Source organism: Halopiger goleimassiliensis, from assembly GCF_000455345.1.
GTDB classification, from domain to species: domain Archaea; phylum Halobacteriota; class Halobacteria; order Halobacteriales; family Natrialbaceae; genus Halopiger_A; species Halopiger_A goleimassiliensis.
Window position 1 is genome coordinate 949,168 of the sequence record NZ_HG315690.1, and the last position, 24,092, is coordinate 973,259.

Annotated in this window: 27 protein-coding genes and 1 tRNA gene; 13 read left to right on the plus strand and 15 right to left on the minus strand. The window is 65.1% G+C overall.

Features of this window, described 5'->3' with window-relative positions:
* Positions 1–174: 174 nt before the first annotated feature.
* The 3 genes from TX79_RS04660 to TX79_RS04670 all read left to right on the plus strand — a co-directional run bounded on the left by TX79_RS04660 (position 175) and on the right by TX79_RS04670 (position 3,188).
* Complete coding sequence (locus TX79_RS04660; protein WP_049925999.1) at positions 175–942, plus strand: SDR family NAD(P)-dependent oxidoreductase; 768 nt, start codon at positions 175–177, stop codon at positions 940–942.
* 182 nt (positions 943–1,124) lie between these two features.
* Entirely contained in the window at positions 1,125–2,369 is a 1,245-nt protein-coding gene (locus tag TX79_RS04665) for an acyl-CoA dehydrogenase family protein (RefSeq protein WP_049926001.1), read from the plus strand.
* Positions 2,370–2,732: 363 nt separating this feature from the next.
* Complete coding sequence (locus TX79_RS04670; protein WP_049926002.1) at positions 2,733–3,188, plus strand: hypothetical protein; 456 nt, start codon at positions 2,733–2,735, stop codon at positions 3,186–3,188.
* An 88-nt stretch (positions 3,189–3,276) separates the two neighbouring features.
* Here the strand turns inward: TX79_RS04670 and TX79_RS04675 are convergent, their stop codons facing one another.
* Both TX79_RS04675 and TX79_RS04680 read right to left on the minus strand, forming a co-directional pair.
* Positions 3,277–3,681 (minus strand): helix-turn-helix domain-containing protein, encoded by a 405-nt coding sequence (locus TX79_RS04675; RefSeq protein ID WP_049926004.1) that lies wholly within the window; start codon positions 3,679–3,681, stop codon positions 3,277–3,279.
* Positions 3,682–3,947: 266 nt separating this feature from the next.
* Complete coding sequence (locus TX79_RS04680; RefSeq protein ID WP_049928277.1) at positions 3,948–5,138, minus strand: MBL fold metallo-hydrolase; 1,191 nt, start codon at positions 5,136–5,138, stop codon at positions 3,948–3,950.
* A 136-nt stretch (positions 5,139–5,274) separates the two neighbouring features.
* Between TX79_RS04680 and TX79_RS04685 the strand changes: the two genes are divergently transcribed.
* Positions 5,275–5,952, plus strand: coding sequence for an HAD family hydrolase (locus TX79_RS04685; RefSeq protein WP_049926005.1), 678 nt, complete (start codon positions 5,275–5,277; stop codon positions 5,950–5,952).
* Positions 5,953–5,976: 24 nt separating this feature from the next.
* Here the strand turns inward: TX79_RS04685 and TX79_RS04690 are convergent, their stop codons facing one another.
* A complete protein-coding gene (locus TX79_RS04690) occupies positions 5,977–7,149 on the minus strand; it encodes a sensor histidine kinase (RefSeq protein WP_049926006.1) in 1,173 nt (390 codons plus the stop codon).
* Between the two features lie 148 nt (positions 7,150–7,297).
* Positions 7,298–7,852: a class I SAM-dependent methyltransferase gene (locus tag TX79_RS04695; protein ID WP_049926007.1), complete on the minus strand. Its 555-nt coding sequence runs from the start codon at positions 7,850–7,852 to the stop codon at positions 7,298–7,300.
* 155 nt (positions 7,853–8,007) lie between these two features.
* On the opposite strand from TX79_RS04695, the gene TX79_RS04700 reads away from it, so the two are divergent.
* Both TX79_RS04700 and TX79_RS04705 read left to right on the plus strand, forming a co-directional pair.
* Positions 8,008–8,433: a thioredoxin family protein gene (locus tag TX79_RS04700; RefSeq protein WP_049926008.1), complete on the plus strand. Its 426-nt coding sequence runs from the start codon at positions 8,008–8,010 to the stop codon at positions 8,431–8,433.
* 313 nt (positions 8,434–8,746) lie between these two features.
* On the plus strand, positions 8,747–9,544 hold the full coding sequence (locus tag TX79_RS04705; RefSeq protein ID WP_049926009.1) for a ZIP family metal transporter: 798 nt from the start codon (positions 8,747–8,749) through the stop codon (positions 9,542–9,544).
* Positions 9,545–9,819: 275 nt separating this feature from the next.
* Here TX79_RS04705 and TX79_RS04710 read toward each other — a convergent pair.
* Both TX79_RS04710 and tatA read right to left on the minus strand, forming a co-directional pair.
* Positions 9,820–9,892 (minus strand) — tRNA-Arg (locus TX79_RS04710).
* A gap of 10 nt (positions 9,893–9,902) precedes the next feature.
* A complete protein-coding gene (gene tatA / locus TX79_RS04715) occupies positions 9,903–10,193 on the minus strand; it encodes a twin-arginine translocase TatA/TatE family subunit (RefSeq protein WP_049926011.1) in 291 nt (96 codons plus the stop codon).
* A gap of 263 nt (positions 10,194–10,456) precedes the next feature.
* On the opposite strand from tatA, the gene TX79_RS04720 reads away from it, so the two are divergent.
* Positions 10,457–10,936: a redoxin domain-containing protein gene (locus tag TX79_RS04720; protein WP_049928278.1), complete on the plus strand. Its 480-nt coding sequence runs from the start codon at positions 10,457–10,459 to the stop codon at positions 10,934–10,936.
* Positions 10,937–11,011: 75 nt separating this feature from the next.
* Entirely contained in the window at positions 11,012–11,827 is an 816-nt protein-coding gene (locus tag TX79_RS04725) for an HD domain-containing protein (protein ID WP_049926012.1), read from the plus strand.
* Positions 11,828–11,939: 112 nt separating this feature from the next.
* Here the strand turns inward: TX79_RS04725 and TX79_RS04730 are convergent, their stop codons facing one another.
* Together TX79_RS04730 and TX79_RS04735 are read right to left on the minus strand one after the other, a co-directional pair.
* Complete coding sequence (locus TX79_RS04730) at positions 11,940–12,191, minus strand: hypothetical protein (protein WP_049926013.1); 252 nt, start codon at positions 12,189–12,191, stop codon at positions 11,940–11,942.
* Between the two features lie 82 nt (positions 12,192–12,273).
* Positions 12,274–12,498: a helix-turn-helix domain-containing protein gene (locus TX79_RS04735; protein WP_049926015.1), complete on the minus strand. Its 225-nt coding sequence runs from the start codon at positions 12,496–12,498 to the stop codon at positions 12,274–12,276.
* Positions 12,499–12,652: 154 nt separating this feature from the next.
* On the opposite strand from TX79_RS04735, the gene TX79_RS04740 reads away from it, so the two are divergent.
* Positions 12,653–12,847 (plus strand): XapX domain-containing protein, encoded by a 195-nt coding sequence (locus TX79_RS04740; protein ID WP_049926016.1) that lies wholly within the window; start codon positions 12,653–12,655, stop codon positions 12,845–12,847.
* Between the two features lie 39 nt (positions 12,848–12,886).
* On the opposite strand, the gene TX79_RS04745 is transcribed toward TX79_RS04740, so the two are convergent.
* From TX79_RS04745 to TX79_RS04775, 7 genes are all read right to left on the minus strand, one after another.
* The gene (locus TX79_RS04745; protein WP_049926017.1) at positions 12,887–14,194 is read right to left on the minus strand and encodes a 5'-deoxyadenosine deaminase; all 1,308 of its coding nucleotides are present in this window, start codon (positions 14,192–14,194) and stop codon (positions 12,887–12,889) included.
* 142 nt (positions 14,195–14,336) lie between these two features.
* Positions 14,337–14,525: a hypothetical protein gene (locus tag TX79_RS04750; RefSeq protein WP_049926018.1), complete on the minus strand. Its 189-nt coding sequence runs from the start codon at positions 14,523–14,525 to the stop codon at positions 14,337–14,339.
* Between the two features lie 104 nt (positions 14,526–14,629).
* Entirely contained in the window at positions 14,630–16,471 is a 1,842-nt protein-coding gene (locus TX79_RS04755) for an FAD-binding protein (protein WP_049926019.1), read from the minus strand.
* 3 nt (positions 16,472–16,474) lie between these two features.
* The gene (locus tag TX79_RS04760; protein ID WP_049926021.1) at positions 16,475–17,347 is read right to left on the minus strand and encodes a succinate dehydrogenase/fumarate reductase iron-sulfur subunit; all 873 of its coding nucleotides are present in this window, start codon (positions 17,345–17,347) and stop codon (positions 16,475–16,477) included.
* Between the two features lies 1 nt (position 17,348).
* Positions 17,349–17,714: a succinate dehydrogenase gene (locus tag TX79_RS04765; protein ID WP_049926023.1), complete on the minus strand. Its 366-nt coding sequence runs from the start codon at positions 17,712–17,714 to the stop codon at positions 17,349–17,351.
* A 1-nt stretch (position 17,715) separates the two neighbouring features.
* A complete protein-coding gene (gene sdhC, locus TX79_RS04770; RefSeq protein WP_049926024.1) occupies positions 17,716–18,144 on the minus strand; it encodes a succinate dehydrogenase, cytochrome b556 subunit in 429 nt (142 codons plus the stop codon).
* A gap of 137 nt (positions 18,145–18,281) precedes the next feature.
* Positions 18,282–19,361 (minus strand): succinylglutamate desuccinylase/aspartoacylase family protein, encoded by a 1,080-nt coding sequence (locus TX79_RS04775; RefSeq protein ID WP_049926026.1) that lies wholly within the window; start codon positions 19,359–19,361, stop codon positions 18,282–18,284.
* Positions 19,362–19,596: 235 nt separating this feature from the next.
* On the opposite strand from TX79_RS04775, the gene TX79_RS04780 reads away from it, so the two are divergent.
* From TX79_RS04780 to TX79_RS04795, 4 genes are all read left to right on the plus strand, one after another.
* Complete coding sequence (locus tag TX79_RS04780; RefSeq protein ID WP_049926028.1) at positions 19,597–20,346, plus strand: GNAT family N-acetyltransferase; 750 nt, start codon at positions 19,597–19,599, stop codon at positions 20,344–20,346.
* Positions 20,347–20,587: 241 nt separating this feature from the next.
* Positions 20,588–22,066 (plus strand): flippase, encoded by a 1,479-nt coding sequence (locus tag TX79_RS04785; RefSeq protein ID WP_049926030.1) that lies wholly within the window; start codon positions 20,588–20,590, stop codon positions 22,064–22,066.
* Positions 22,067–22,139: 73 nt separating this feature from the next.
* Positions 22,140–23,483 (plus strand): RimK family alpha-L-glutamate ligase, encoded by a 1,344-nt coding sequence (locus TX79_RS04790; RefSeq protein ID WP_049926032.1) that lies wholly within the window; start codon positions 22,140–22,142, stop codon positions 23,481–23,483.
* A gap of 89 nt (positions 23,484–23,572) precedes the next feature.
* Complete coding sequence (locus TX79_RS04795; protein WP_049926033.1) at positions 23,573–23,815, plus strand: PRC-barrel domain-containing protein; 243 nt, start codon at positions 23,573–23,575, stop codon at positions 23,813–23,815.
* The last annotated feature ends 277 nt before the right edge of the window (positions 23,816–24,092 follow it).

The window sequence follows — 24,092 nt, forward strand, 5'->3', positions numbered from 1 at the left end:
TCGATACTTCACTGTCGGATATATTCCGCAGTTATTTCGAGAACGAGGCATAACTACTACCATTTAACAAGAGAATTTAAGATTGGAACTGTGTAATTGGAAGTGTATCGGTCCGGGTTCCAAACGGCGGTGGCGCGAACACCTTGATGTACCCGGCCCCGCCACTGGAAAACGATGTCGGACCCGTTCGACCTCGCGGAGCGTGTGGCGATCGTCACCGGCGGCGGGCGAGGGATCGGCCGTGCGATCTCGCTGGCGCTCGCCGACGCCGGGGCGACAGTCGTCCCGACGGCACGCTCGAGCGACGAACTCGCGGCCGTCGTCGACGAGATCGAGGCCCGCGGTGGCCGCGCAGAGGCGGTCCCGGCCGACGTCACCGATCGTGACGCGGTCGAGGCCGTCGTCGAGAAGACCGTCGACGCCTTCGGCGGCATCGACGTCGTCGTGAACAACGCCGGTTTCAACCCGGACGACGCGCTCGGCCCACCGGAAGCCGTCGACGCCGACAGCCTCGAGCGAGTCCTCGAGGTCAACCTGACCGGCGCTTACGAGCTGGCCGCCGCGGCGAGCGAATACCTCCTCGAGAGCGACCACGCGGCAGTGGTCAACGTCGCCAGCGTCGGCGGCCTCGTCGGGCTTCCACGCCAGCACCCCTACGTCGCGTCGAAACACGGCCTCGTGGGGATCACCAGGAGTATGGCCCTCGACTGGGCACCCGACGTGCGGGTCAACGCCGTCGCCCCGGGCTACGTCTCGACGGAATTGACCCGCGACCTCGAGGCCGACGACGAGCTACGGCGCTCGATCCTCGATCGGACGCCGCTCGAGCGGTTCGCCGATCCGGCGGAGATCGGCAGCCCAGTCGTGTTCCTCGCGAGCGACGCCGCCTCGTTCGTCACCGGGACCTGTCTCTCGGTCGACGGCGGCTGGACGGCCCGGTGACAGGATGGACTGGATCCCTCCCGCCGCTGGCGAGCTACTTACACCCGTGTCGAGACGGATGACGGAGCAACCATCGTAAACTGAAATGGAAGTATTGGAAAACAATCTTAAATATATTTCCCTCGTTCCGGCTCGCTGAGAAGACCCGACCCTCTTAACCCCAGCGGGTCGTCACTGCGTGTATGCAATACGCTGACTCGGAGCAGGCACAGGAACTCGCTACCCGGGCACGCGAGTTGATGGAGGAGGTCGTCCTCCCGATAGAACGGGAGCGAACCGGCGGAATGGCCGTCTCGAGCGGCACCGTCGCGGAGTTGCGGGCGGCCGCCAAGGAGTACGGCGTCTACGCGCCCCAGATCTCCGAGGAGTACGGCGGAATGGGATACGACTTCCGCGACGCCCTCCCGGTCTTCGAGGAGGCGGGTCGCAGTCTGCTCGGACCCGTGGCGATGCGCGTCGACGCGCCCGACGAGGGCAACATGCACCTCCTGGAACTCGCCGGCGACGACCTCCAGAAGGAGACCTACCTCGAACCGCTGGTCGAGGGCGAGATCGCCTCGGGCTTCTCGATGACCGAACCGATGGACGGCGGCGGTTCGGACCCGAAGATGATCGAGACGACCGCGGAGAAGGACGGCGACGAGTGGGTCATAAACGGCCACAAGTGGTGGACGTCGAACGGCCTCGAGGCCGACGTCCTGATCGTCCTCGCGCGAACCGACCCGGACGCGCACCCCTACGAGGGCTGTTCGCTCTTTCTCGTCCCTGCCGACGCCGACGGCGTCGACGTCGTGCGGGACGTCCCCCACATGGGCGGCGGCTACCGGGAGGCCTCCCACGCCGAGATTCTCTACGAGAACGTCCGCGTCCCCGAGGAACACCTGCTCGGCGAGTTACACAACGGCTTCACTCACGCCCAGGAACGGCTCGGTCCCGCCCGCCTGACCCACTGTATGCGGTTCTCGGGGATGGCCACGCGCGCCCTCGAGATCGCCAAGGCCTACCTCACGGAGCGCGAGGCGTTCGGCTCGAGCCTCTCGGAGAAACAGTCGCTGCGCCACCGCATCGCCGAGGCCGAGACGAACCTCCACGTCGCGCGGACGGCGATCCGCGACGCCGCCGACCGGATCGCCGCCGGCGACGAGGCCCGGGTGCAGGTGTCGATGTGCAAGGTGTTCGCCGCACGGGTCACCCAGGAGGCGATCGATCTGGCGGTCCAGTGTTGCGGTGCCAACGGCATCGGCAAGGACCTGCCGATCGCGGACTTCTACGAGGCGATCCGCAAGTTCCGGATCGTCGACGGCGCGGACGAGGTCCACAAACGGGTCATCTCCCGGTACGCCTTCGAGGACGTCGACGAGACGGAACTCGAGCCGATCACGCGCTTCGGCGACCCGGCCAGCCGACGCGGGACTGACGACACGTAACTGAGACGAAACGACGCACCGGCACGGTCACGGAACCGGCCGCGAGCGTACCGGAAACGCGGCGCGACGACAATCCTGCGTTGTGGCTCGGCAACGGAGCGGAATCGGTAATAAACGGTTGTTTTCGTCCTATCGTGAGCGTCGCTGCGACGGCCGGCCCACTGAGCATCGGGGTCGGTGGACCAGCGATCCTGGCGACGGTTTATCCGACGCGGCGACGTCATCCCATGGCGCTCCGAGAGCCCGTCACGTGGTTTCGGTCGTTCGAACGCGCCCACCGAACGTTAACTCGCGTAACGGTGTCCACGACTCATACCCAGTATCGTTCACCGATGACTGGGGTGACGCCCGCCCCGATCCGGCATGACGGACGAACGAGAGACACACGACCGGCGATCGATCCTTCGCGTCGCGGGGGTGGCGAGTCTCGGCGGCGTCGGTCTCACCGGCGTCGCGAGTGCAGGGTCGGACGGCGACGGAACGAGCGACAAAACCGACGACGCAAGACCGGAAGCTACGGAAACGCGAGACAAGCAGTCGAAGAAGTACGGCCGTACAGGTGAGACCGACGACGAGGACGAATCCGACGACGAGGCGATACCCGTCGCGGAGGACGAACGGAAGGAACGGAAATCGAAGTGCGAGGACGATCACGATCCGGACGCCGATCCACAGACGGACGCCGAAGAAGAAGAACCGGAGCCACGACGCACCGTCGAGACGAGTAACATTACCATCGAACACTACGAGAACGGGACGCGAATCAGCACGAGCAACGTCGAAATCGATACGCGATCGGACGACGGATCCGACGAGTGACGACGGACTCGAGGATCGTGCTGGCGAATCCGTCTACGCCCCTTCTTTCACACTCGGAGTGGAAGCCGAACCACGACGTTCGGTACGATCAGCCGTCGACAGCCGTACGGACCTCGTCCGCGCCCTCGTACTTGTCCTCGAACTCGTGGATGAGTTGTCCCAGCTTCGCGTACCAGTCGTTCAGCGTCCGTTGCATCTCGGTTGCGATCTGAGTGGGGTCCATCGGATAGTAGACGTGGTAGTACCCACCCTGGTCGTAGTTGATCTGCTCCTTCTGGATGAAGCCACTCTCGAGTAGGCGCTGGATCGATCGATAGGCCGTCGACCGCTCCCGATCGACCGCCTCGGCGACCTCGTCGATCGTCAGGGGTTCGTCGCTTTCGACCAGAACGCGGAAACACTCCTTGTCGAGTTGCTTGAGCCCGTGAATGCACTCGAGTAACCCCTCACACTCCATGTCCTGTTGCAGGAGTTCCGCCATCGATTGTGCCATTCGTGGAATCGAGTAGACTCCTCGGTGGCATAAGAGTTGTGTGGAGACTGTGCAACTCCGCTTCGAACGCCGGTCCGAGGCGTGAAACCGGTCGTCTTCGTCGTGGAGTCGTCGATCTCGAGCGAACGTCCGTGATACCGATCCTGATGAACTGCTATCGGAGTCAGAACTGCGTTACTGGATGAATCGAGAAGCGACGACGATCCGGTGCATGGCCGAACGGCTACTCGTGCGAATGGAACCGGGGTGCGGACGGCCGAGCGTCGTCACGCCGCGCAGTTGTTCGGCCCGAGTTCGAGTTCCGTCGCCTCGGTCTCGTCGACGGACGCCCGGCCCGTATTGATCTCGATGACCCGCTCGTAGTTCGGCGGTTTCTCGGGCAGCTCCGCCGTCAGGCGCTCCCCGAACGCTTCCTCATCCAACCCGAGTAGCTCGAGAGTCTCGCGTAACGTTCCGAGTCGTTCCGCGATCGGTTCGCCGGGGGAGCCGACCTCGTACCGGTTGTCCGCCGTCACCGAGACGTGACCGGGACAGACCTGCGTCTCGTCCGGAAGTTCGAGGATCGTCCCGTGGAGGGTCTCGTAGAGCAACTCGGCACCCCTGGCGGCGTCGCCCTCGCCCGTCGGGTCATCGTCCTCGTTCGTTCCAGTATCCGTCTCGTCGGCCCCGAACTGGAGTTCCGTTCGTCCGACGGAGTCGACGAACAGCGTGTCGCCGCTCAACAGCGCCTCCCCGTCGACGAGGTAGTTCACCATGTCGGACGTGTGCCCCGGTGCCGCCAGCGTCTCGATCTCGACGTCGCCCATGGCGATCGTCTCCCCGTCCGCAAGCGGCTCGAACTCGTAGGCGACGTCCCGCTCGGCCGCCCGTTCGCCGAGATGGTAGGGAACCTCGAGTTCGTCCGCCAACTGTCGGCCGCCGGAGACGTGATCGGCGTGTACGTGGGTATCGAGAACCCGCTCGATGGTGAGGCCGGCCTCCTCGGCGGCGACCTTGAACCGGTCCGTCTGGCGGGTCGGATCGACCGCGACCGCCCGCCGGGACGCCGTCGAGCCGACGACGTAGCCGAGACAGCCCTTCGCCCGCCGCTGTAACTGGACGATCTCGAGGTCGTCGCTTCCCGTCTCGATCGGGACCACCTCGTACACCTTGCTCCAGTCCTCCATGCCGCCTTTCACGACGGAGACGTCGTCGTATCCCCGCTGCTCGAGTTCGAACGCGAACGCCGTCGACGTCAACCCCTTGCCACAGATCGTCACGATCGACTCGTCCTCGGCGTCGTCGATGGCCGACAGCTCCTCGCTCGAGAGGTCGTTCCCTGGACCGAACGGGACGTTCGTCGCCCCGTGGATGTGCCACCCCTCGTAACTGTCCGCAGGGCGGGTGTCGACCAGCCGGAACGAATCCTCCGAATCGAGTTTCGCCGCGAGGTCGGTCGGAGAGAGTTGTTCGATCAGTGGCATCGCTCGCCACTATCGTCGACGGGAGCGCCCAAAGAACTACCCCTGCGAGGACCACAGCTACAGACCGCGAGACGGATCCTCCCTCCTCGAAACGACTTTAGTCCGGGCAGGACTGTTCACAGCCGTGACGATGCCCGAAATCGAGGCGGTGACCCTCGATCTCGACGGCACGCTCGTCCGATACAGGCGCACTCCCGGAGAAGTCCTTCGGACGTCCTACGAGCGCCTCGGGATCGAGCCGCTGTTCTCCGTCGAGGAGTACTACGCCCGGTACGACGAGTTCGCGGCCAAACACGAGTCGATGGCCGCCATGCGATCGGACTGTTTCGCGACGCTGGCCGCCGAGAACGGGTTCGACCGCGACCTCGGCCGAGAGGTCGCAGCGGCGTTCGACGAAGTCCGCGACCAGTCGAACGTCGAACGCCGTCCCGGCGTCGAGCGAGTGCTGGACGCGCTTGCCGAGACGTACCGGCTCGGAATCGTGACGAACGGCACGGCAGACGCACAGCGACGGAAAATCGACGCCGCCGGTCTCGAGCGCTGGACTGACGCGGTCGTCGTCGCCGGAGCACAGGGAGCGCCCAAGCCCGCACCCGATCCCTTCGAACGCGCGCTTACAGCCCTCGAGGCGACGCCCGAGATGGCCGTCCACGTCGGCGATTCGCTCGAGACCGACGTCGTCGGTGCCAACCGGGCAGGACTCGACTCCGCCTGGCTCTCGGACGGTACCGATCCCGGAGCACACGAGCCGACGTATCGGCTGGACGAACTCGGTGACCTGGTCCCCGAACCCTGGCTCGAGGAGTGAACTCCCGACCTGCCACCGGGACCCCTACTGCTCGGCTGCGGGCAGGGTCACCGACACCGTCGTCCCCTCGCCGGGCTCGGAGTCGACCCAGATGTCGCCGCCGTGGCGCTCGACGATCCGTTTGCAAAGCGCCAGCCCGATGCCGGTTCCCGCGTGTTCCGCCTGGGTGTGGAGCCGCTGGAACACCTCGAAGATCCGGTCCTGATCGGCCGGATCGATCCCGATGCCGTCGTCACTGACCGAGACGATCCACTCGCGGTCGTCGTTCGTCGAGGGATCACTGCGTGAGGCCGTTCCGCGTCGCTCGGCCTCGATTTCGATCCGTGGACGTCCGTCCTCGCTGTATTCGATCGCGTTCGACAGGAGGTTCTGGAACAGCTGTCGCAGCTGTCTCGGATCTCCCGTCACGCGGGGGAGGTCGCCGTACTCGAGCTCCGCGCCGGTCTCCTCGATACGCATCTCGAGGTCGGTGCGAACGTCTTCGAGTATCGCCTCGAGGGAGACGGGTTCGAACGGCTGTCCCTGGGTGTCGACGCGGGAGTACTCGAGCAACGCGTCGATCATCGTCGACATCCGCTCGGCACCGTCCAGCGCGAACTCGAGGAACTCCTCGCCCTCCTCGTCGAGGGCGTCGCCGTGGCGGTCGTCGAGCAACTGAAGGTAACTCGAGACCATCCGCAGCGGCTCCTGCAGGTCGTGTGAAGCCGCATAGGCGAACTGCTCCAGCCGTTCGTTCGACTCCTCGAGTCGTTCCTGCATCGACTCGAGTTGCCGGTTGCGCCGCTCGAGTTCGAGTTCCCGGGTTTTCGCGCGTGCGTCCAGCCTGCCGGCGACGAAGCCAGCGACGCCCGCGAGTCCCGTGAGGATCGGCACCGACCGGTACGGTTCGTCGACGCCCATGCCGGGCTGGACGTGATAGAGTCCGAGAATCACGAGCATCACGCCGATCCCGGCCACCGTTCGGACGAATACGGCCGTGTAGAACCGCGGATCGACGTCCGTTCGCGGGAGCCGAACGCCGCCCGCGAGCAGGACGAGTCCGGGACCGGCGATGAAGCCGAACGTCACGAGGATCGCGGAGATCGACTCGTGGTGTGACGTCGGCACGACCGCCGTCACGAAAGCCACGAAGAGATAGAGTACGCCGAGGGCGCTGACGAGGTGTCTCCCGTCGACCGACACGGGAATCCGGAACATTATCGGTTGCTTTTGGGCCAGAAGTACAATAACGGTTGTGTCGGACCCTCTCGCTCGAGTCGGGGTTGCGGCCGGATACGTAGCGGTCGGATCGGGTCACCTCCCGAGCGACGACTCGACCGGACCGTGGTAGGGGCTACGTCCGGTTCTATCGACGTGCGAGCACCGCCAGCGTCTCTGGGCGGTCGTGGGCACGCTCGACCGCGAACCCGGCCCCCTCGAGGTGACTCACCACCTCGTCCACGCCGAACCGTTCGTCGATGGGCGGGCCGTCCTCGCCGGCCCCGTCGGCGGACCAGTCGACGGTCACGAGTCGCCCGTCCGGTCGAATCACGCGGGCGAGTTCGGCCATCGTCTCGTCGGCCGCGTATTCGTGGTGGCTCATCGTGGAGAACGCCGCGTCCAGTTCGTCGTCCTCGAACGGCAGCGCGTCGATGCCCGCCGTGACGGGTTCGACGTTCGCCGGGATCCCCGCTTCGCGGTGGCGCTCGTGCATCGCTGCCTGGACGTCGACCGCGTACAACGTGCCGACGCACGGTGCGACGTCCCGGGAGTAAAACCCCGTTCCCGAACCCAGGTCGGCGACGACGGCGTCCGACGTGGGCGCGAGCAACTCGAGTAGTTCCTCGCGAGAGCAGTAGCGGTACCGCGACGGGTCCTCGAGCGCGTCGGCCCGGTCGATCGGGTACGTGTGAAATCCCATACCGCGAGTTCGGGACAGTATTGGAAGAACCTGCCTATCGTCCGCCGGCGACCCGTAGTCACCGGCAGGTTGGTCACCGAGGCGGGACGTTCGGTGACGCGGTATTGTACTACCCGTGGGAAACCGTTATGCCGACCGAACGGCTACGCTCCCGCATGAACGAGTCACCGGACGACGCGCGAGAACGCATCCGCGAGCGCAAAAAGCGGGAGCTCAAGCGCCGCCTCGAGAACGGCGGCGAACTGGGCGGGGTGGCCACGCCGTCCGAGCCGATCGCGATCGAGGGAGGGGACCACCTCCAGGAGGTCGTCGAGAAGTACGACGTCGTTCTCGTCGACTGTTACGCCGATTGGTGTGGCCCCTGCCAGCTGCTCGAGCCGACTATCCAGGCGCTGGCTGCGGAGACCGACGCCGCGGTCGCCACGGTCGACGTCGACCGACACCAGCGACTGGCCCAGCAACTCGACGCCCGGGGCGTTCCGACGCTCGTGCTCTACGCGGACGGTCAACCGGTCGAACGCCTCGTCGGCGCACAGGATCGCGGAACGCTCGAAGGGCTGATCGAACGGCACACCGATTGACCGTCGCCGTCGGTCACCCGTCCGTAGAAGCGGGTACGCTACCGACCTCGGGACCGTCGCGTGAGGAGGACCGAAACTCACTCCTCGCTCGTCGGTGACGTGTACCACGACTGAGCGAATGTCGTCATCGAACGGGGAGGACTCGACCGACGAGGAGGAAACAGACGACGGGGACGACGGCGGCCGGTTCGACAAGGTCCTCGACGTTGTCCTCGAACTTCTCGATTTCCTGTAAGTCGCCGTCCAGACGGCCGGTTCCCCAGGCCGTTTTCCGACGACGACTTGTACGACCGTTCCGAACGGCGACGTATCGATGGCGCTTCTCGAGAACGTCGGCTTCGTCTTCGTCGCCGGGCTAATCACCGCGCTGGCGACCGGCCTCGGGGCGATTCCGTTTTTCTTCTTCGACGACATCAGCGACCGGCGAAACGTCGTCCTCTGGGGTCTCTCCTCGGGCATCATGCTCTCGGCGTCGGTGTTCGGGCTCGTCGAGGAGGGACTCGCGGAGGGGACGCCCGCCCAGATCCTCGTTGGAATGGGCGTCGGCGTTCTGCTGGTCGTCGTCGCCCACGACGTGCTCATGGACGCCGACATCGACCCTCGCCAGTACGAGGAGGCCGACTTCAAGAAACTCGTGCTCATCCTCGGCATCCTCACCGTCCACAGCTTTCCCGAGGGAATCGCCGTCGGCGTCTCCTTCGCGGATCTCGGACTCGAGGGTGGCATGGAGATCCTCGGCTTCACCGTCCCGCTGCTGGCGGTGTTCATGACCGTCGCCATCTCGATTCACAACGTCCCCGAGGGGACCGCCATCTCGATCCCGCTGCGCTCGATGGGCGTCGCGCGCTGGAAGATGGTCTGGTGGGCGGTCTTCTCGAGTCTCCCCCAGCCGATCGGGGCCGTGATCGCCTTCTACTTCGTCCGGATCGCCCGGGAGTTTCTCCCGTACGGCTTCGGCTTCGCCGCCGGCGCGATGATCTACCTCGTGCTCACCGAGTTCGTCCCGGAGGCGCTCGAGATCGGCGAACGGTTGCCCCGCGGCGGCAAACCCGAACTCGCCGGCGGGATCGTCCTCGGCGTGCTGGTGATGGTGCCCCTCGCGTTCATCTGAACGGTACTTCGCGATCGAGATCGATCCTCGCACAACGGGACGACGGAAGTCCACTCCCGCTCGAGACCGTGCTCGCGTCGCTCACGAGAAAACGGACGTGGGAGGATTCGACCCCGTGGCGAGTCCACGGTTCGCTCGACGGTTCGCTCCGCTCGCCGGCTCGTTTCGCGGGCGTGACGGGATTCGAACCACGCGAACGGCTCGCTGCGCTCGCCGTTCTCTCATTCGAATCCCGCACGATCCGTTATCGGCCTCGCTATCGCTCGGCACGATAACGGGCGTGGCGGGATTCGAACCCACGATCAGAAGGTTAGGAACCTCCTGCCCTCTCCGCTAGGCCACACGCCCTCGAGAAAAATTAGTTCGTCTCCGTCTCTTCGTCTTCGGTCGTGACCGGTTCCGTGTCGACGAACTCGGAGTCGTCCTCCGCGTCGAAGTCGTCGTCTTCGAAGTTCCCTTCGCGCATTTCCTCGAGTTCCGTTTCGACCTTTTCACGCCCCTTCTGGAATTCGCCCATGGCCTCGCCGGTCGACCGTGCCAGTTTCGGGATCTTGTTGGCCCCGAACAGCAGGATGGCGATGAAGAGGATGATCAGGAGTTCCGGACCCCCGGGAATGGGGGCGAACAGCGGTGCGATTTCGGCTACCATCTCTATGCGTGGCTTACCCGCTGGCAATTATAACCTTTTTGGACCACACAGACGAACAAGAGTTACCGAAAGTCGCGGATTCGGTCGACAGAAGCTCGCAGAAATGGCGTTGTATCCTATATAAGTTCGGAGCCGTGTGCTCAAGGTGCTCTGAGTCGGGAGGGGTACGTCCGCCAGAACTGTCGATCACACCACCGTGGCTGGTGGACCGGTATCGTCCGCGAGCGAAACTGTCTTTCCTGCCAACCAACAACGACCAGTCGATGCCCGAAACTGGAGAAACCGCGCCTGATTTCACTGCACCGCTCGCAAACGGCGACGTCGAGTCGTTCTCGCTCTCCGACCGCCTCGCGGACGAGGCACCTATCGTCCTCGCCTTCTTCCCCGGCTCGTTCACCAGCGTCTGTACGAGCGAGATGTGTACGTTCCAGGACCGACTCGCCGCGTTCGAGGACCTCGACGCCACGGTCTACGGGATCAGCCGCGACTCGCCGTTCACGCTCAACGAGTTCCGCGCCCAGAACGACCTCGAGTTCGGCCTTATCAGTGACCTCAATAAGGAGGTCATCGAAGCCTACGACGTCGCGATGGACTTCGACGACCTGGGCGTCTACGGCGTCGCGAAGCGATCGGTCTTCGTCGTCGACGGTGACGGCGAGATCACCTACGCGTGGGTCAGCGACGACCCGGGCGTCGAACCGGACTACGACGAGGTCGAGGAGGCCGTCGAATCGGCCGCGTAACGACGAACGGAGCCGCGCCGTCGGCGAGTTTCCGACGCCGCAGGGCTTTTCTCGCGGGCGGGTGACTGTCGGTGTATGAGCGATTCCGCCGCCGAACGGGAGTCACGCCGGGTGTACGATCCCGACGCGAGTCACGAGTTCCCCGACGAGAAACTCAACACCGTCCTCGAGTTCCTCGAGAACGACGAGGAGATCCAGACCTACCTCGAGGCCCAGAACGTCAACGCGGTCGACCGGATGCGCTACAACGACCACGGCGCGAAACACATCGAGATCGTCCGCAACCGCGCGCTCTGTCTGTACGACCTGCTCAAGGCCAGCGACGTCGACTTCAACGGTGCGCGCCAGCAGGGGCTCGAGGAGGAAGACGAGTCGGTCATCATCGCGCTCGCGGCCACGCTCCACGACATCGGCCACGTCGTCCACCGCGACGAACACGCCTACTACTCGATCCCGCTCGCTTCCGACGTTCTCGATCGAATCCTGCCGGAGTTTTACGACGTCGCCGAGACCGTCCGGATGAAAGGCGAGGTGCTCCACGCGATCCTCTGTCACCACCGCGCGGAGACGCCGCTGACCACCGAAGCGGGCGTCATCCGCGTCGCCGACGCCCTGGATATGGAGAGTGGCCGCTCGCGGATCCCCTACGAACACGGCGGGCGCGGCATCAACACCCTCTCGAGCCAGGCGATCAAGCGCGTCTCGCTGTACGAGGGCGAGACGAGCCCCGTCATGGTCGAAATCGCGATGACCAACGCCGCCGGCGTCTACCAGGTCGACAACCTGCTGAAGGCGAAACTCGAGGGGTCGGGCCTCGAGGAGGAGATCCGGATCGTCGCAGTCAACACGAACGAGAACCACGACCAGCTGGTCGAGCGGATCGAACTCTGAGACGGATCGCTGTGACGATGTCCCGGCACGCTCGCGACCCGGGCGGCAGGTCACCGGAACTAACGCCCGTTTGAAGGCGGTCGGCCGGGTCCGCTGATACGGACCGCCAGGCCTACTGGTCCTCCTCCCGTCTCCGCCCTCGAACGAGCGAGACTTTCGTCCGTCGCACCGTTATCGGCGCGTAGCAGAGCGCAATCGCCGCGACGAGCACGAGAACGACTCCAACGCCCCGTCCGTCCGGGACGGTCACCGCAGTGACGGCCGACAGTATCGTCAGCACGAACGCTACCAACACGCTACAGAACGCTCGAAGATACGCTTCGACGACCGGATACTCGGCGAGCGGATATCGTCGCTCCGTCATTACCTTCGCGGATTGACAGCCAGCCGGCAAAAGTGTTTACGAGACGACCACCGCTCGGACTCCAGGTAAACGGCGTCCGCGATCAGGCCAGAACGAACTTCCCGTCTTCCCGCTCGAGGTGGCCGCGGTCGCGCAGCGACCTGCTGATCGAGAGGACGGTTCCTTTCTTCATCCCGAGGTCGCCACAGAGTCGGTCGACGCGAGCCGTGCCGTATGCGGCCAGGTAGAGATACACGAGTTTCGCACGCGGTGACTCGAGGTCCTCCGGCAGCGTTACGTTCGGCTCCGTCTCCGCATCTATCTGCATACGGGACAGTCCCGGCTTCGACAATAATAAACCTGAGTGTCGACAATAGTCGAAATAGCGGAGACGAGGAGGGAATCGAACGCGACGTCCCGTCGAACGAGGCGAGCGAGGCGAAAGTCAGAGCCTTTTCGGTCGTCCCGTCCCGTGTACCGGTATGAATTACGAACTCGTCGTCCTCGGACTGCTCACCGGTGGGATTACGGGCGCGTTCTTCGCGCTGTTCGACGTCCCGATCCCTGCACCGCCGGAGTTGCCGGGGCTCATGGGGATCGTCGGCATCTATCTGGGCTACAAACTCGTCACGGCGCTCGACCTGACCGTCGACGTCGGCGGCTGGTTCGGGTTCTAACCTGCGACCGTATTTCGTCGACTGACGAATCCTCCTTCGTCAGTGTGCGGCGTCGTAATCGGCCGCGTATTCGCGGGCACGCCGTCTGACCGCGGCGGCGTCGGCGACGAGAACCTCGCCGTCGTCCATCAGCACCTCGCCGTCGACCATCGTGAACCGAACGTCGTCGCCGTGGGCGGCGAACACGAGGTGCGAGAGGACGTCGTGGACCGGCGTCGCTCGCGTCAGGCCTTCGGTCTCGAGGCCGATGACGTCGGCCTTCCACCCCTCCCTGAGTGCGCCGACGCGCTCGAAGCCCGCGGCGCGCGCCCCGTTGATCGTCGCCATCTCGAAGACCGTCCGTGCGGGCAACGCCTGGGGCTCGAGTCGGTCGACTTTCTGGAGGAGCGTCGCCTGACGCATCTCCGTGAACGGATCGAGCGTGTTGTTACACGGCGGCCCGTCGTTCCCCAGCGCGACGTTGATTCCCCGATCCAGGTAGTCGTGGATCGGCGCGACGCCGCTGGCGAGTTTCATGTTCGAGGACGGGCAGTAGGTGACGTTTGTCCCGGTTTCGGCGAGCAGTTCCCGCTCGCTCTCGTCGGTCCAGACGCAGTGGGCGAGGGTGACGTCCTCGCCGGTGAGCCCCACCTCGTGGAGCCAGTGCACGTTCCGGCGACCGGTCTCTTCTTCGACCGTAGCGACCTCGTCGCGATTCTCGCTCGCGTGCGTGTGGATCGTGACGCCGTCGTACTCGTCGGCGAGTTCCCGGGTGCCGCGCAGGCACTCCTCGGTACAGCTAACGGCGAATCGCGGCGTCAACGCGTACCGAATACGGCCGTCTTCGGTCCCGTGATACCGGCGAATGAGTCGTTCGCTCTCGGCGAGCGCCGCGTCGGTGTCCTCGAGCAGCCCCGGTGGGGCCTCCTTGTCCATCATCACCTTGCCGAACCGGCCGCGAACGCCGAACTCACGGGCCGCCTCGAACGCCTCCTCGGCGTGGTGAACCGAGAGGTGGTCGATACAGGTCGTCGTCCCGCTCTCGATCAACTCGAGGTAGCCCAACTCGGCGGCAGCCCGCATCTCCGCGGCCGACAGCGAGGCCTCCATCGGGAGCACGTACTCGAACAGCCACTCGAGCAACGCGGTGTCGTCGGCGATGCCGCGCCCGAGGCTCTGGACGGAGTGAACGTGCGCGCCCACGGTACCGGGCGCGAGCAGGTCGTACGCGCGCCGTTCGTGGTCCGGATACCGATCGAGACACGCCGCTCGCTCCCCGACGTCGACGATGCGATCGTCCGCGACGACGACCGCGCCGTCGTCGATCACGGTTTCGGCGTCGACGATGACCGTCCCCGACAACAACATACCGACACACGATTCCCGATCCGTCGCCTTATCTCTGTGGATTCGCCGTTCCACGAGCGAGCGTCGCCTCGAGTGTACGGACGCGCCGATTCGGCGTGACCGTTCGAACACGCCGGGTCAGGGTAGCCGCCCGAGACCGGCGTCAGGACGATTCGGTCGCTAGCGACAGCTTCGACAGCCCCCACGTGAGCACGATGATCGCGGCGAACGTGACGTAGGCGACGCCGACGTACCACAGTAACAGCGGAATGGATTCGTAGTAGAAGTACGCGAGGGCCAGCAGTATCGGGACGAGAACGACGTTCACCTTGGCGAATCGCTCGAGACCCATCGAGTAGAACCCATCCCGAGCGGACGTAAAGCCCTGCTGGTTTTCGGACGATAGAAGCCGACTGAACGTGAGAAAGGACGGTCGAGAAGCACCGAGCGCGGTGATCAGTAGCTGCGCTCTTTGGGTTCGTAGGTCTTGTCCTCGCCCTCGAGGATGACCGGCCGGTAGAAGATGTCGGGGTCGCCGTCGTTCCAGGAGATGAGCGTGTGCTTGAGCCAGTTCTCGTCGTCGCGCTGCTGGTTCTCCTGACGCCAGTGGGCACCGCGGAACTCGTTGCGAACCAGCGCCCCGAGCGCGATGGTCTCGGCGACGTCGATCAGGTTGCGCGTCTCGATGGTCTGCTGGAGGTCGGTGTTGAACGTGCGCGAGGGGTCGTCGACGTAGACGTTCTGGTACTGTTCGCGACACTCCCGGATGATCCGCAACGCCTTCTTGACGCCGTCCTCGGTCCGGAAGACGTTGACGTAGTCGGTCATCGCGTTCTGGAGTTTCGAGCGAATCTCCGCGTGCTGGACGCCAGTGTCGCGGTCCATCAGGCGGTCGACGCGTGCACGCTCGCGTTCGACGGCTCGCTCGAGCAGGCCGTCGACGTCGGCGGCGACGCCGCCGTCTGCGGCTACGTCCGTCTCGGCGGTGTCGAGCCCGGCCGATCCGGGCTGGACCGGCAGATCGGCGTCGGTCTCGTCCTCGACGTCGTCGCCGTAGCCCGTCCGGATCTCCGCTTCACCGAGGTCCTCGCCGGCAGCGTGACGGCCGGCGCGTTTGCCGAAGACGATCAGTTCCGGTAGGGCGTTGCCGCCGAGTCGGTTGCCGCCGTGGACGGAGACGCAGGCGCACTCGCCGGCCGCGTAGAGGCCGTCGATGCAGGTTGCGCCGTTCTCGTCGGTCTCGATGCCGCCCATCGCGTAGTGCTGGCCGGGCTTGACCGGCATCGGCTCGACGAGGCCGTCGACGCCCTCGAAGTCCTCCGCGAGGTGGAGGATGTTCTCGAGGCGGTCCATGATGCGCTCCTCGCCGAGGTGGCGCATGTCGAGGTGGACGTACTCGTCGTCGACGCCCCGTCCCTCCGCGACCTCGGTGAGTTCGGCGCGGGCGACGACGTCCCGGGAAGCGAGTTCGCCGGAGTTGTTCGCGTAGCCGTACTCGAACATGAACCGCTCGCCCTCGCTGTTGTAGAGGATGCCGCCCTCGCCGCGGACGCCCTCGCTGATGAGGACGCCCGTGGAGGGGAGCGAGGTCGGGTGGAACTGGATGAACTCCATGTCTTCCAGCGGCGCACCCGCACGATAGGCCATCGCGTGGCCGTCGCCGGTACAGGAGACGGCGTTGGTGGTGTGATCGAAGGCCTGGCCGGGACCGCCGGTCGCGAGGACGACTCCCTGGTTGGCCTTGAAGCCCTCGATCTGACCGGACTGGACGTCGTAGGCGACGACGCCGTGACACTGGCGGTCGTTGGGGTCGTCTTCGTCGGTCGTCGCGAGGTTCATCACGTACCACTCGTCGTAGACCTGGATGCCACGCTTGACGACCTGCTCGTACATCGTGTGCAGCAAGTGGTGGCCGGTCTCCGCACCGGCGTAGGTCGTCCGTGGGTAGGAGAGGCCGCCGAACGGCCGCTGGGAGACGCGGCCGTCGTCCTCGCGGGAGAACGGCATGCCCCAGTGTTCCAGCCGCATGGTGTCCTCGGGGGCGTCCTGTGCGAGGGTCTCGACTGCCGGGGCGTCACCCAGGTAGTCCGAGCCCTTCATCGTATCGTAGGCGTGGAGTTCCCAGTCGTCGCCCTCCTGGAGGGCGGCGTTGATCCCGCCCTCCGCAGCGCCGGTGTGGCTGCGGACCGGGTGGAGCTTCGAGACGATTGCCGTGTCGGCTCCCGCCTCGTGCGCTGCGATCGCGGCTCGGAGGCCGGCACCGCCCGCGCCGACCACGATGACGTCGTGTTCGTACATAGATTACCAGAACTTCAGGTTCTTCTTGACTGCTTCCCGCTTGAGCTCCTGAATGTGCTCGGTCAGCGGGATGTCCTTCGGGCACACCTCGGTACAGGAGAACTGGGTCTGGCACCGCCAGACGCCGTGTTCCTGCTCCAAGATGCGCAGGCGATGCTCCTTGACGTCTTCGGGTTCGCGGTCGTCCATCGCGAACCGGTAGGCCTTGTTGATCGCCGCCGGGCCCAGATACTGGTTGTCGCCGGCCGCGATGTTACACGAGGACATGCAAGCGCCACACCAGATACACCGCGTGGACATCTTGATTTTCTCGCGGTTCTCGCGGCTCTGGCGCTGCTCCTCGAGATCCGTCGGATCGGGCGTGTCCTCGTTCTGGAAGTACGGCTCGACGGCGTGCATCTGGTCGTAGAAGTGATCCATGTCGACGACCAGATCCTTGACGACCTCCTGGTGGGGCAGCGGTTCGATCCGAACCGGCTGCTCCAGGTCGGCGATCTGGGTCTTGCATCCCAGGCGCTGCTTGCCGTTGACGAAGAAGGCGTCGGAGCCACAGACGGCCTGCCGACAGGAGTGACGGAAGGTGAGCGAGGAGTCGAAGTTGTCGCGGGCGTACATCACCGCGTCGAGGACCGTCATCCCCTTCTCGAAGGGGACGTGGAAGTCGTCGAACCGGGGTTCCTGTTTCCCTTCGACCTCGGGGTCGTACCGGAACACCTTGATGTGGACGGTCTCGCCCTCGAGGTCGGCGTCGTCGACGCTGGTCTGGTCGACCATGCCGCCCTCTTTCTCCCGCTCGTCGACGGGCGACTCCGCGCCTTTCATCTCGGGATCTTGCGGTGCTTCCTGCGTCTCGGGTTCTTGCTGTTGCGTACTCATATTAGGTCCACCCCGCCATAGCGGCTGCCACCCAGATACCCTGTGCGACGAGGCCCACACCTGCAATGGTCAGGACTGCGAGCACTACCTTCTTTGGGGTCCCTTCGAGTCCCTGGTTGACCAGCGCGTTGTAGACGCCGTTGATGCCGTGGAACGCGCCGGCGATCAGGAACAACACCATCGTCAGGAAGTAGCCCAGATTGTCCATGCGGATCTGCGTATTCTGGAACGTCACTTCCGCCGCGTGCTGGACGAAGTGCAACTGGAAGAAGTGGAAGGCGAGAGTCACGACGAGAAACGCCGCGGTGATCCGCTGGAGCAGCCAGCCGGTACCGCCGGGCGTAAAGGAGGAGTATCGTTCCGCCATCTCAGAACACCCCGTAGAGGAACGTCGGAATGCTCGCGACGGTGATGACGCCCGTCAGGACCAGCGAGGCGTAGAAGCTCTTGTCCTGGGCCTCGAGGCCGATGCCGAGGTCGACCATCAGCAGTCGGAGACCGTTGAGGATGTGGAAGACGGCGACGGCGAGCAACCCGACCTCGAGCACGCGGATCATCGGCAGACTCTCGAGCCCCTGGATCGTAGCCGTGTACACGTTGACCATCTCACCCTCGAACTCCGTCTGTTGTCCCTGTGCACCGCCGATCGCTGTACTCAACACGGCGATGTGGGTGAACAGATAGCCGATCAACATCCACCCCGTGAACTTGTGGAAGATCCACGCCCACATGCCGGCCGAGAACTCCTTCCAGCGACCGAAGTCCTCGATGAGGCCGCGATTGTAAGACTGACTCATACGCTCACGTGGAACGTTTGACCGTGGGGGTATAGAACTTACTTTTATCGTCGCCCGCGTACGTCTCGGCTCGAATACACCCGTCGTTCGACGGGCCATCCGATCGGGCGTCCGACCGATCCCAACGACGGATCGCCTCAGCGAAGGTCGGCCTTCGACCGGTCGGTCGTCCGCTCGCGCTCGAGTGCGATTTTGGTGTCCGGCGAGAGCCCCACGAGGTGACAGAGCGGATTGCCCGGGTAGACCACGGGGTTCTCGAGGACGCCGACGATCAGCCCGGTGAACGGGGCCTCGACGGTGACGACTTCGTCGTCCTCCTTGAACGGGTTCGTGATCGTACAGATCACCTCGCCTTCCTCGACGAGCGCGCCGCGACCGCGCTTCATGTCGACGATGCCGCCGGCGTCGGCCCGCAGCCAGGTCTTCTCGTCGTCGTCGTCGATGACGGTCCGCCAGCCCGGCCAGTGGACCGACGACTCCCGGTGGAGGCCGAACTCCGCGAGGACGCTCGCGACGCCGGTCAGGGCGCGGTCGATCAGCCGGCGCTGGAAGCGGTGGGCCTCGCCCATCTCGACCGTGATCGTCGGCACACCGGCGTCTGTCGCCTCCCGGCGGAGCGTCCCTGAAGGTCCCTGCCCGGCGATGACGACGTTCGAACTGAACGCCTTCGCGAGGCGATCGACCGTCTCGTCCTCCATGTTGGCCCGGACGTGGAGCATGTTCGTCCGACCCCGCGTCGAGGTGTGAAAGTCGATCCCCAGGTCGCAGGGTTCGACGAAGTTCGTGAAGATGCGATACGCCATCCGTCTCGCGCTCGTCGACCCCTCGCGGCCGGGGAACGACCGGTTCAGGTCCCGATCGTAGATGGGGAGATATCGCTCCTGGGCGAGGAAGCCGGGGACGTTCATCACCGGCAGGCAGACGAGCGTCCCGTGGAGTTCCGAGTGGTCCCAGTCGTGGGCCACCTCGCGGACGACCTCGATGCCGTTCAGTTCGTCGCCGTGGGCGGCCGCCGAGAGAAAGACGGTCGGCCCGGCGTACGCGCCGTTGACGATGGTCACGGGGATCCGAACCGGATCGCCGAGATACGTCTCGCTGATGCCGTACCGGACGTTGGCCGATTCGCCGGGGTCGACCCGCCCGCCGTTGTACGTGAACGGTTCGGGGTCGGACGGAACCGCGTCGGGTGGCTCGCTCGAGGAGACGTCGTCGCTCACATCCCTCACTGCGACGGCAAGGACGTGAATCTTGCCCTCTCCGGCGTCCACCGCTCCGTTAGGTTGACTGTTCAGACGGCCTACTGTACCGCAGTGCCGTCACAACCGCAACCTGGCGGCGGTTGTGCCGGGAGACCGGTACAACAGGCCGTCCCAGCCGGTGTGGCGGACCGGTCGCCTTCACGTCGCGTGATCGTGGCCATACGTTTTGTAGGAAGGAATGGTACGGTGGCCCATGGAGATTCGCGAAGCAACCACCGACGACGTCGACGCGATCCGCTCGATCGCCAGGGAGTCGCTCAACTCCACGTACACGGACTTTCTCGGCGAAGACACCATCGAGGACGCCATCGAGAAGTGGTATGGCGAGGACTTCGCCGACGAGATCGACGAGGACCACCTCGTCGTCCTCGGCGTCGAACACGACGGCGAACTCATCGGCTTCTCACAGAGCGATTTCATCGGCCAGCAGCACAAGACGGGGCGGATCCTGTGGCTGCACATCGATCCGGACCACCGCGGCGGCGGGACTGGCGTGCGGTTGCTCGTTCGAACGCGTGAGAAACTCATCGAGGACGGCGCAGAGAACGTCCAGGCGTTCGTCCTCGAGAACAACGAGGGCGGCAACGAGTTCTACGCCAACCACGGCTTCGATCGGGCGAGCAAACGCGAGGTCGAGATCGGTTCGGAGACGTTCACCGAGAACGTCTACGTCGAAGGCGAGACCGGCGACGAGGAGTGGGCCGCGATCGACGAACTCGAGGTCGACGACGAGACCGTCTACGTCAGCTACGGCGAGGCGGCACGCGGGGCGAAAGCGCCGTTTTACGGCACGTACAAGACCGAAGACGCCGAGGAGCTGTACGCCTGGTTCTGCGGGAACTGCGACTCGCTGGAAAACACCATGGACACGATGGGACGCATCGAGTGCAACGTCTGTGGAAACCGCCGGAAGGCCAGCCGCTGGGACGCCTCCTATCTCTGAGGAGGGACCCGGCGGACGGCGTCCGTCCGATCCACCGTCGGCGAATCTCCGATCGAACGCTTCCGTCAGGACCGACGATTCCGACTCGTTGTCGTCGGGACAGTCTTCGTAACTGACCGTTTCACGGAGGGTAGCGGGCGGCTACAGCTGTTGTCACCGCATTACAATTGGGCGACTGCGCAACCGACGGAGTGACCGGAGCCGATCGAACCGGCGGTCGGCGGTCGGAACTCGACGACCTATGAGTACACGGGAGCACATCGTCCGCGGGTTCAAAGCGACGCTCGTCTCGCGGGCCATCTACATGGTCTCGAGCGCGGTGTTGATGTTCGTCCTCGCGCGCTGGCTGAACCCGGACGGCTACGGCGCGCTCTACTGGGCGATCGGGATCCTGATGGTCGTCCAGCTGTTCGCCGACCTCGGGCTGGGCAAATCCACGGCCCGGTACGTCTCCGAGTACCGCGAGCGAGAGGAGGGTCAGATCCCGCATCTGTTGCGCTCTGCGATCACGTACAAGGTGATCGTCCTCGTGGTCGTCGCCTACGCGCTGTTGCTCTTTCACGAGGAACTCGCGATCGTTCTGGGCGATCCCGAGGCAGCGCCGTTCCTCGCGGCTGGCGTGTTGTTCGTCGTCGCCAACTCGTTTTCCGGGTTCGCGATGATGGCCTTCCAGGGGTTCAACCGCCTGGGATACAGCGCCGCGGTCCAGGCGACCAGCGGGGCGGTCCGCCTCGTCGTCGCCGTCGCCCTCGTCCTACTCGGATTCGGCGCGCTCGGTGCGCTGTTCGGCTACATCGTCGGCTACGCAGTGGCCGGAACGTTCGGGCTGGCCGTCCTCTACTGGAAGTTCTACCGTCGCTACGAGCCAGCCCCGGAGTACGAGGAAGGCCTCTCCCGCCGGCTGGCCGAGTACAGCGTTCCGCTGACCGCGACGCGAAGCGCGAACGTCATCGACAAGCGCCTGGACATCGTCCTCATCGGCGTCTTCCTCCCCTCGGCCGCCGTCGGCTTCTACCAGCTTGGGAAACAGATCGTCGACTTCGTGCTCGCGCCCGCGGAGTCGCTGGGGTTTGCCATCTCGCCCAACTTCGGCGAGCAGAAGGCCTCGGGGCGGCTCGAGCAGGCCCGCCGGATCTACGAGGAGTCGTTGACCCACACGATGCTCGTCTACGTGCCCGCGGCGACCGGCATCGTCCTCGTCGCGGACCCGTTTGTCACGATGGTGTTCCCGCAGTACGAGGGGGCCGTCCCGGTGTTGCAGGTCCTCGCGGGGTTCGTCGTGTTACAGGCGATCACGAACCTCACGAGCGACAGCCTGGATTACCTCGGCCGTGCCCGCCACCGGGCCATCGCGAAAGGGGTGACCTCCGTCGCGAACTTCGGGTTGAACCTACTGCTCATCCCGACGGTCGGCGTCGTCGGTGCGGCGCTGGCCACGGTCGCGACCCACTCCGTGTACGTCGCGGTCAACCTCTACATCGTCCACCGGGAGCTGTCGCTGCGTCTCGGCCGCCTGGCCCGCTCGATGGGGACGATCTGTGCGATCACGGCCGTGATGGCCGTCGCGGTGTGGCTGGTCACGCCGCTCGTCTCGAGCCTCCCGATGCTCGTCGGTGCCATCGCTCTCGGGGCGACGACCTGGGCAGTCCTCGCGGTCGCGAGTGGGATGGTCGATCCGCGCGAGGTCAGGGCGGTCGTCCGCTCGGGAGAGGGCCATTGAGCTCCGAATCACGCAATCCCGTCGCTTGCGAACAACTGCTAGCACTTATCCGACGGTCCGGTGTCTATCGGATATGGCAGTCGCCGATCCCGTCACCGTCGGGGTACTGAGTCTCCACACGAGCAAGGAAACGAAAGCGATCTGTAACGCCATCGACGCGCTCGGCCACGACTGCGAGTGGCTTCGAACCGAAAACACCACGATCAGCGTCACGGACGGCAGCGTCGTTCTCGAGCCCGAGGTGGACGTCATCGCGAACCGGATGCTGCTCTCGAACACCGAACACCCGGCCGAGGAACTCGGGCTGGCGAACACGTTCGCACAGCTCGTCCCGATGCTCAACGAGCCGATGACGGTCCTGACGGCGATCCACAAGCTCTCGACGGCGGCGGCCCTCGCGGTCAACGACGTACGAACGCCGAACGTTACGCTGGCGCTCAATAGCGACCAACTCAACGCCGTGCGAGACCGCTACGGCGAGGAGGCAGTCTACAAGACGGCGATCGGTACCCACGGTGGCGGAACCTGGAAGGTCGGGCGCGACGACCCGATCAACGCGATGGTCGGCAACCGGTACGCGTTCCTGCAGGAACTGATCGATCGGGGGGAGACGCGCCACCGGGACGTTCGGGTCTACGTCGTCGACGGGACGGTCGTCGCCGCGATGTACCGCTACGCGCCGGACAACGACTGGCGGACGAACGTCGCTCTCGGCGGCAGCGTCGAGGACGCGACCGCCGACCTCCCCGAGGAAGCCCGGGAGATGGCTCGCCGCGCGTCCGACGCCATCGGCCTCGATTACGCGGGCGTCGACCTCGTCGAGGGCGACGAAGGCTGGTTCGTCCTCGAGGTGAATCCGACGGCCGGCTTCAAGGGGCTCTACGAGGCGACGGGAGTCAGCCCGGCCCCCCACATCGCAAAACTCGCGATCGAACGCGCCGGTGGGTCGGTCGACGACGACCGGGTCGAGGAACTCTCGACGGTGCTCGACGACAGTCGGCCGGCGGCGATGCCCGCTCGAGCGACGCAGGCCGAGGTAGAGCCCGCGGACATCGGCTACATCGAGGAGGTCATCGTCTCGGGGACCAGCGGCTCGCGGACGGTGCTGGCGAAGTCCGACACGGGGGCGACACGTACCAGCATCGACACGTCGCTCGCGGCCGAGATCGGTGCGGGGCCGATCAAGTCGATCACGCGGGTCAAATCGGGCAGTTCCAAGACCACCAGAAGCCGCCCGGTCGTCGACGTCGTCGTCGGCGTTGGCGGCAATCGCCACACCGTCACCGCCAGCGTCGAGGACCGCGAACACATGGATTACCAGGTCTTGCTAGGGCGTGACATCCTCGAGAACTACCGCGTCGACGTCAGCCGTCGTGTCGACCAGGACGCGACCGATACGCCGGAGGAAGAGGAGTAATCGGACCCACCGACTGACGATCGAATCGCCGCGCGACGCGCGTCAGACGCGGAGATAGTTTTATTTTCTCGACTGTTGACGGCCGCAGTATGTCCACTGTCCTCGCCCAAACGCTCTCCGGCAAGCCCGTGATGAAATCCGACGGCACGGAACTCGGTACGGTCGACACCGTGACGATGGACGTCGAAACCGGCGAGTTGCACCACGTGCTCGTCCGGCCATCGTCCGAGGAGGGCTATCGACCCGAACGCTTCGAGCGGACCGACGACGGCGCGTACGTCGTCCCGACCGGCCGACTCGAGGGCGTCGACGATTACCTGGTGGTCGACTGATACTACCGGACAGAAGTCAGTACACATCTGACCGCGTCTCGACGCCTGTCGCGGAACGCGACGGCATCTCGAGTGAGATCGGTGTGCATCGTTTTGTCCGGCAGTATGAGCGGCACCGGTTGCGAGTTACGGACGCCGCCGTCGATCATCGCTTCCGACGCGCTCCGGGAGACGCAGTAGTCACGCGATTTCGAACCCCGATCAGTGTCGGGAGTCACGCCCGATTCGGGACGGGTCGTCGGGTTCATAGAACGAGGCGACACTCACTCTCGAGAGC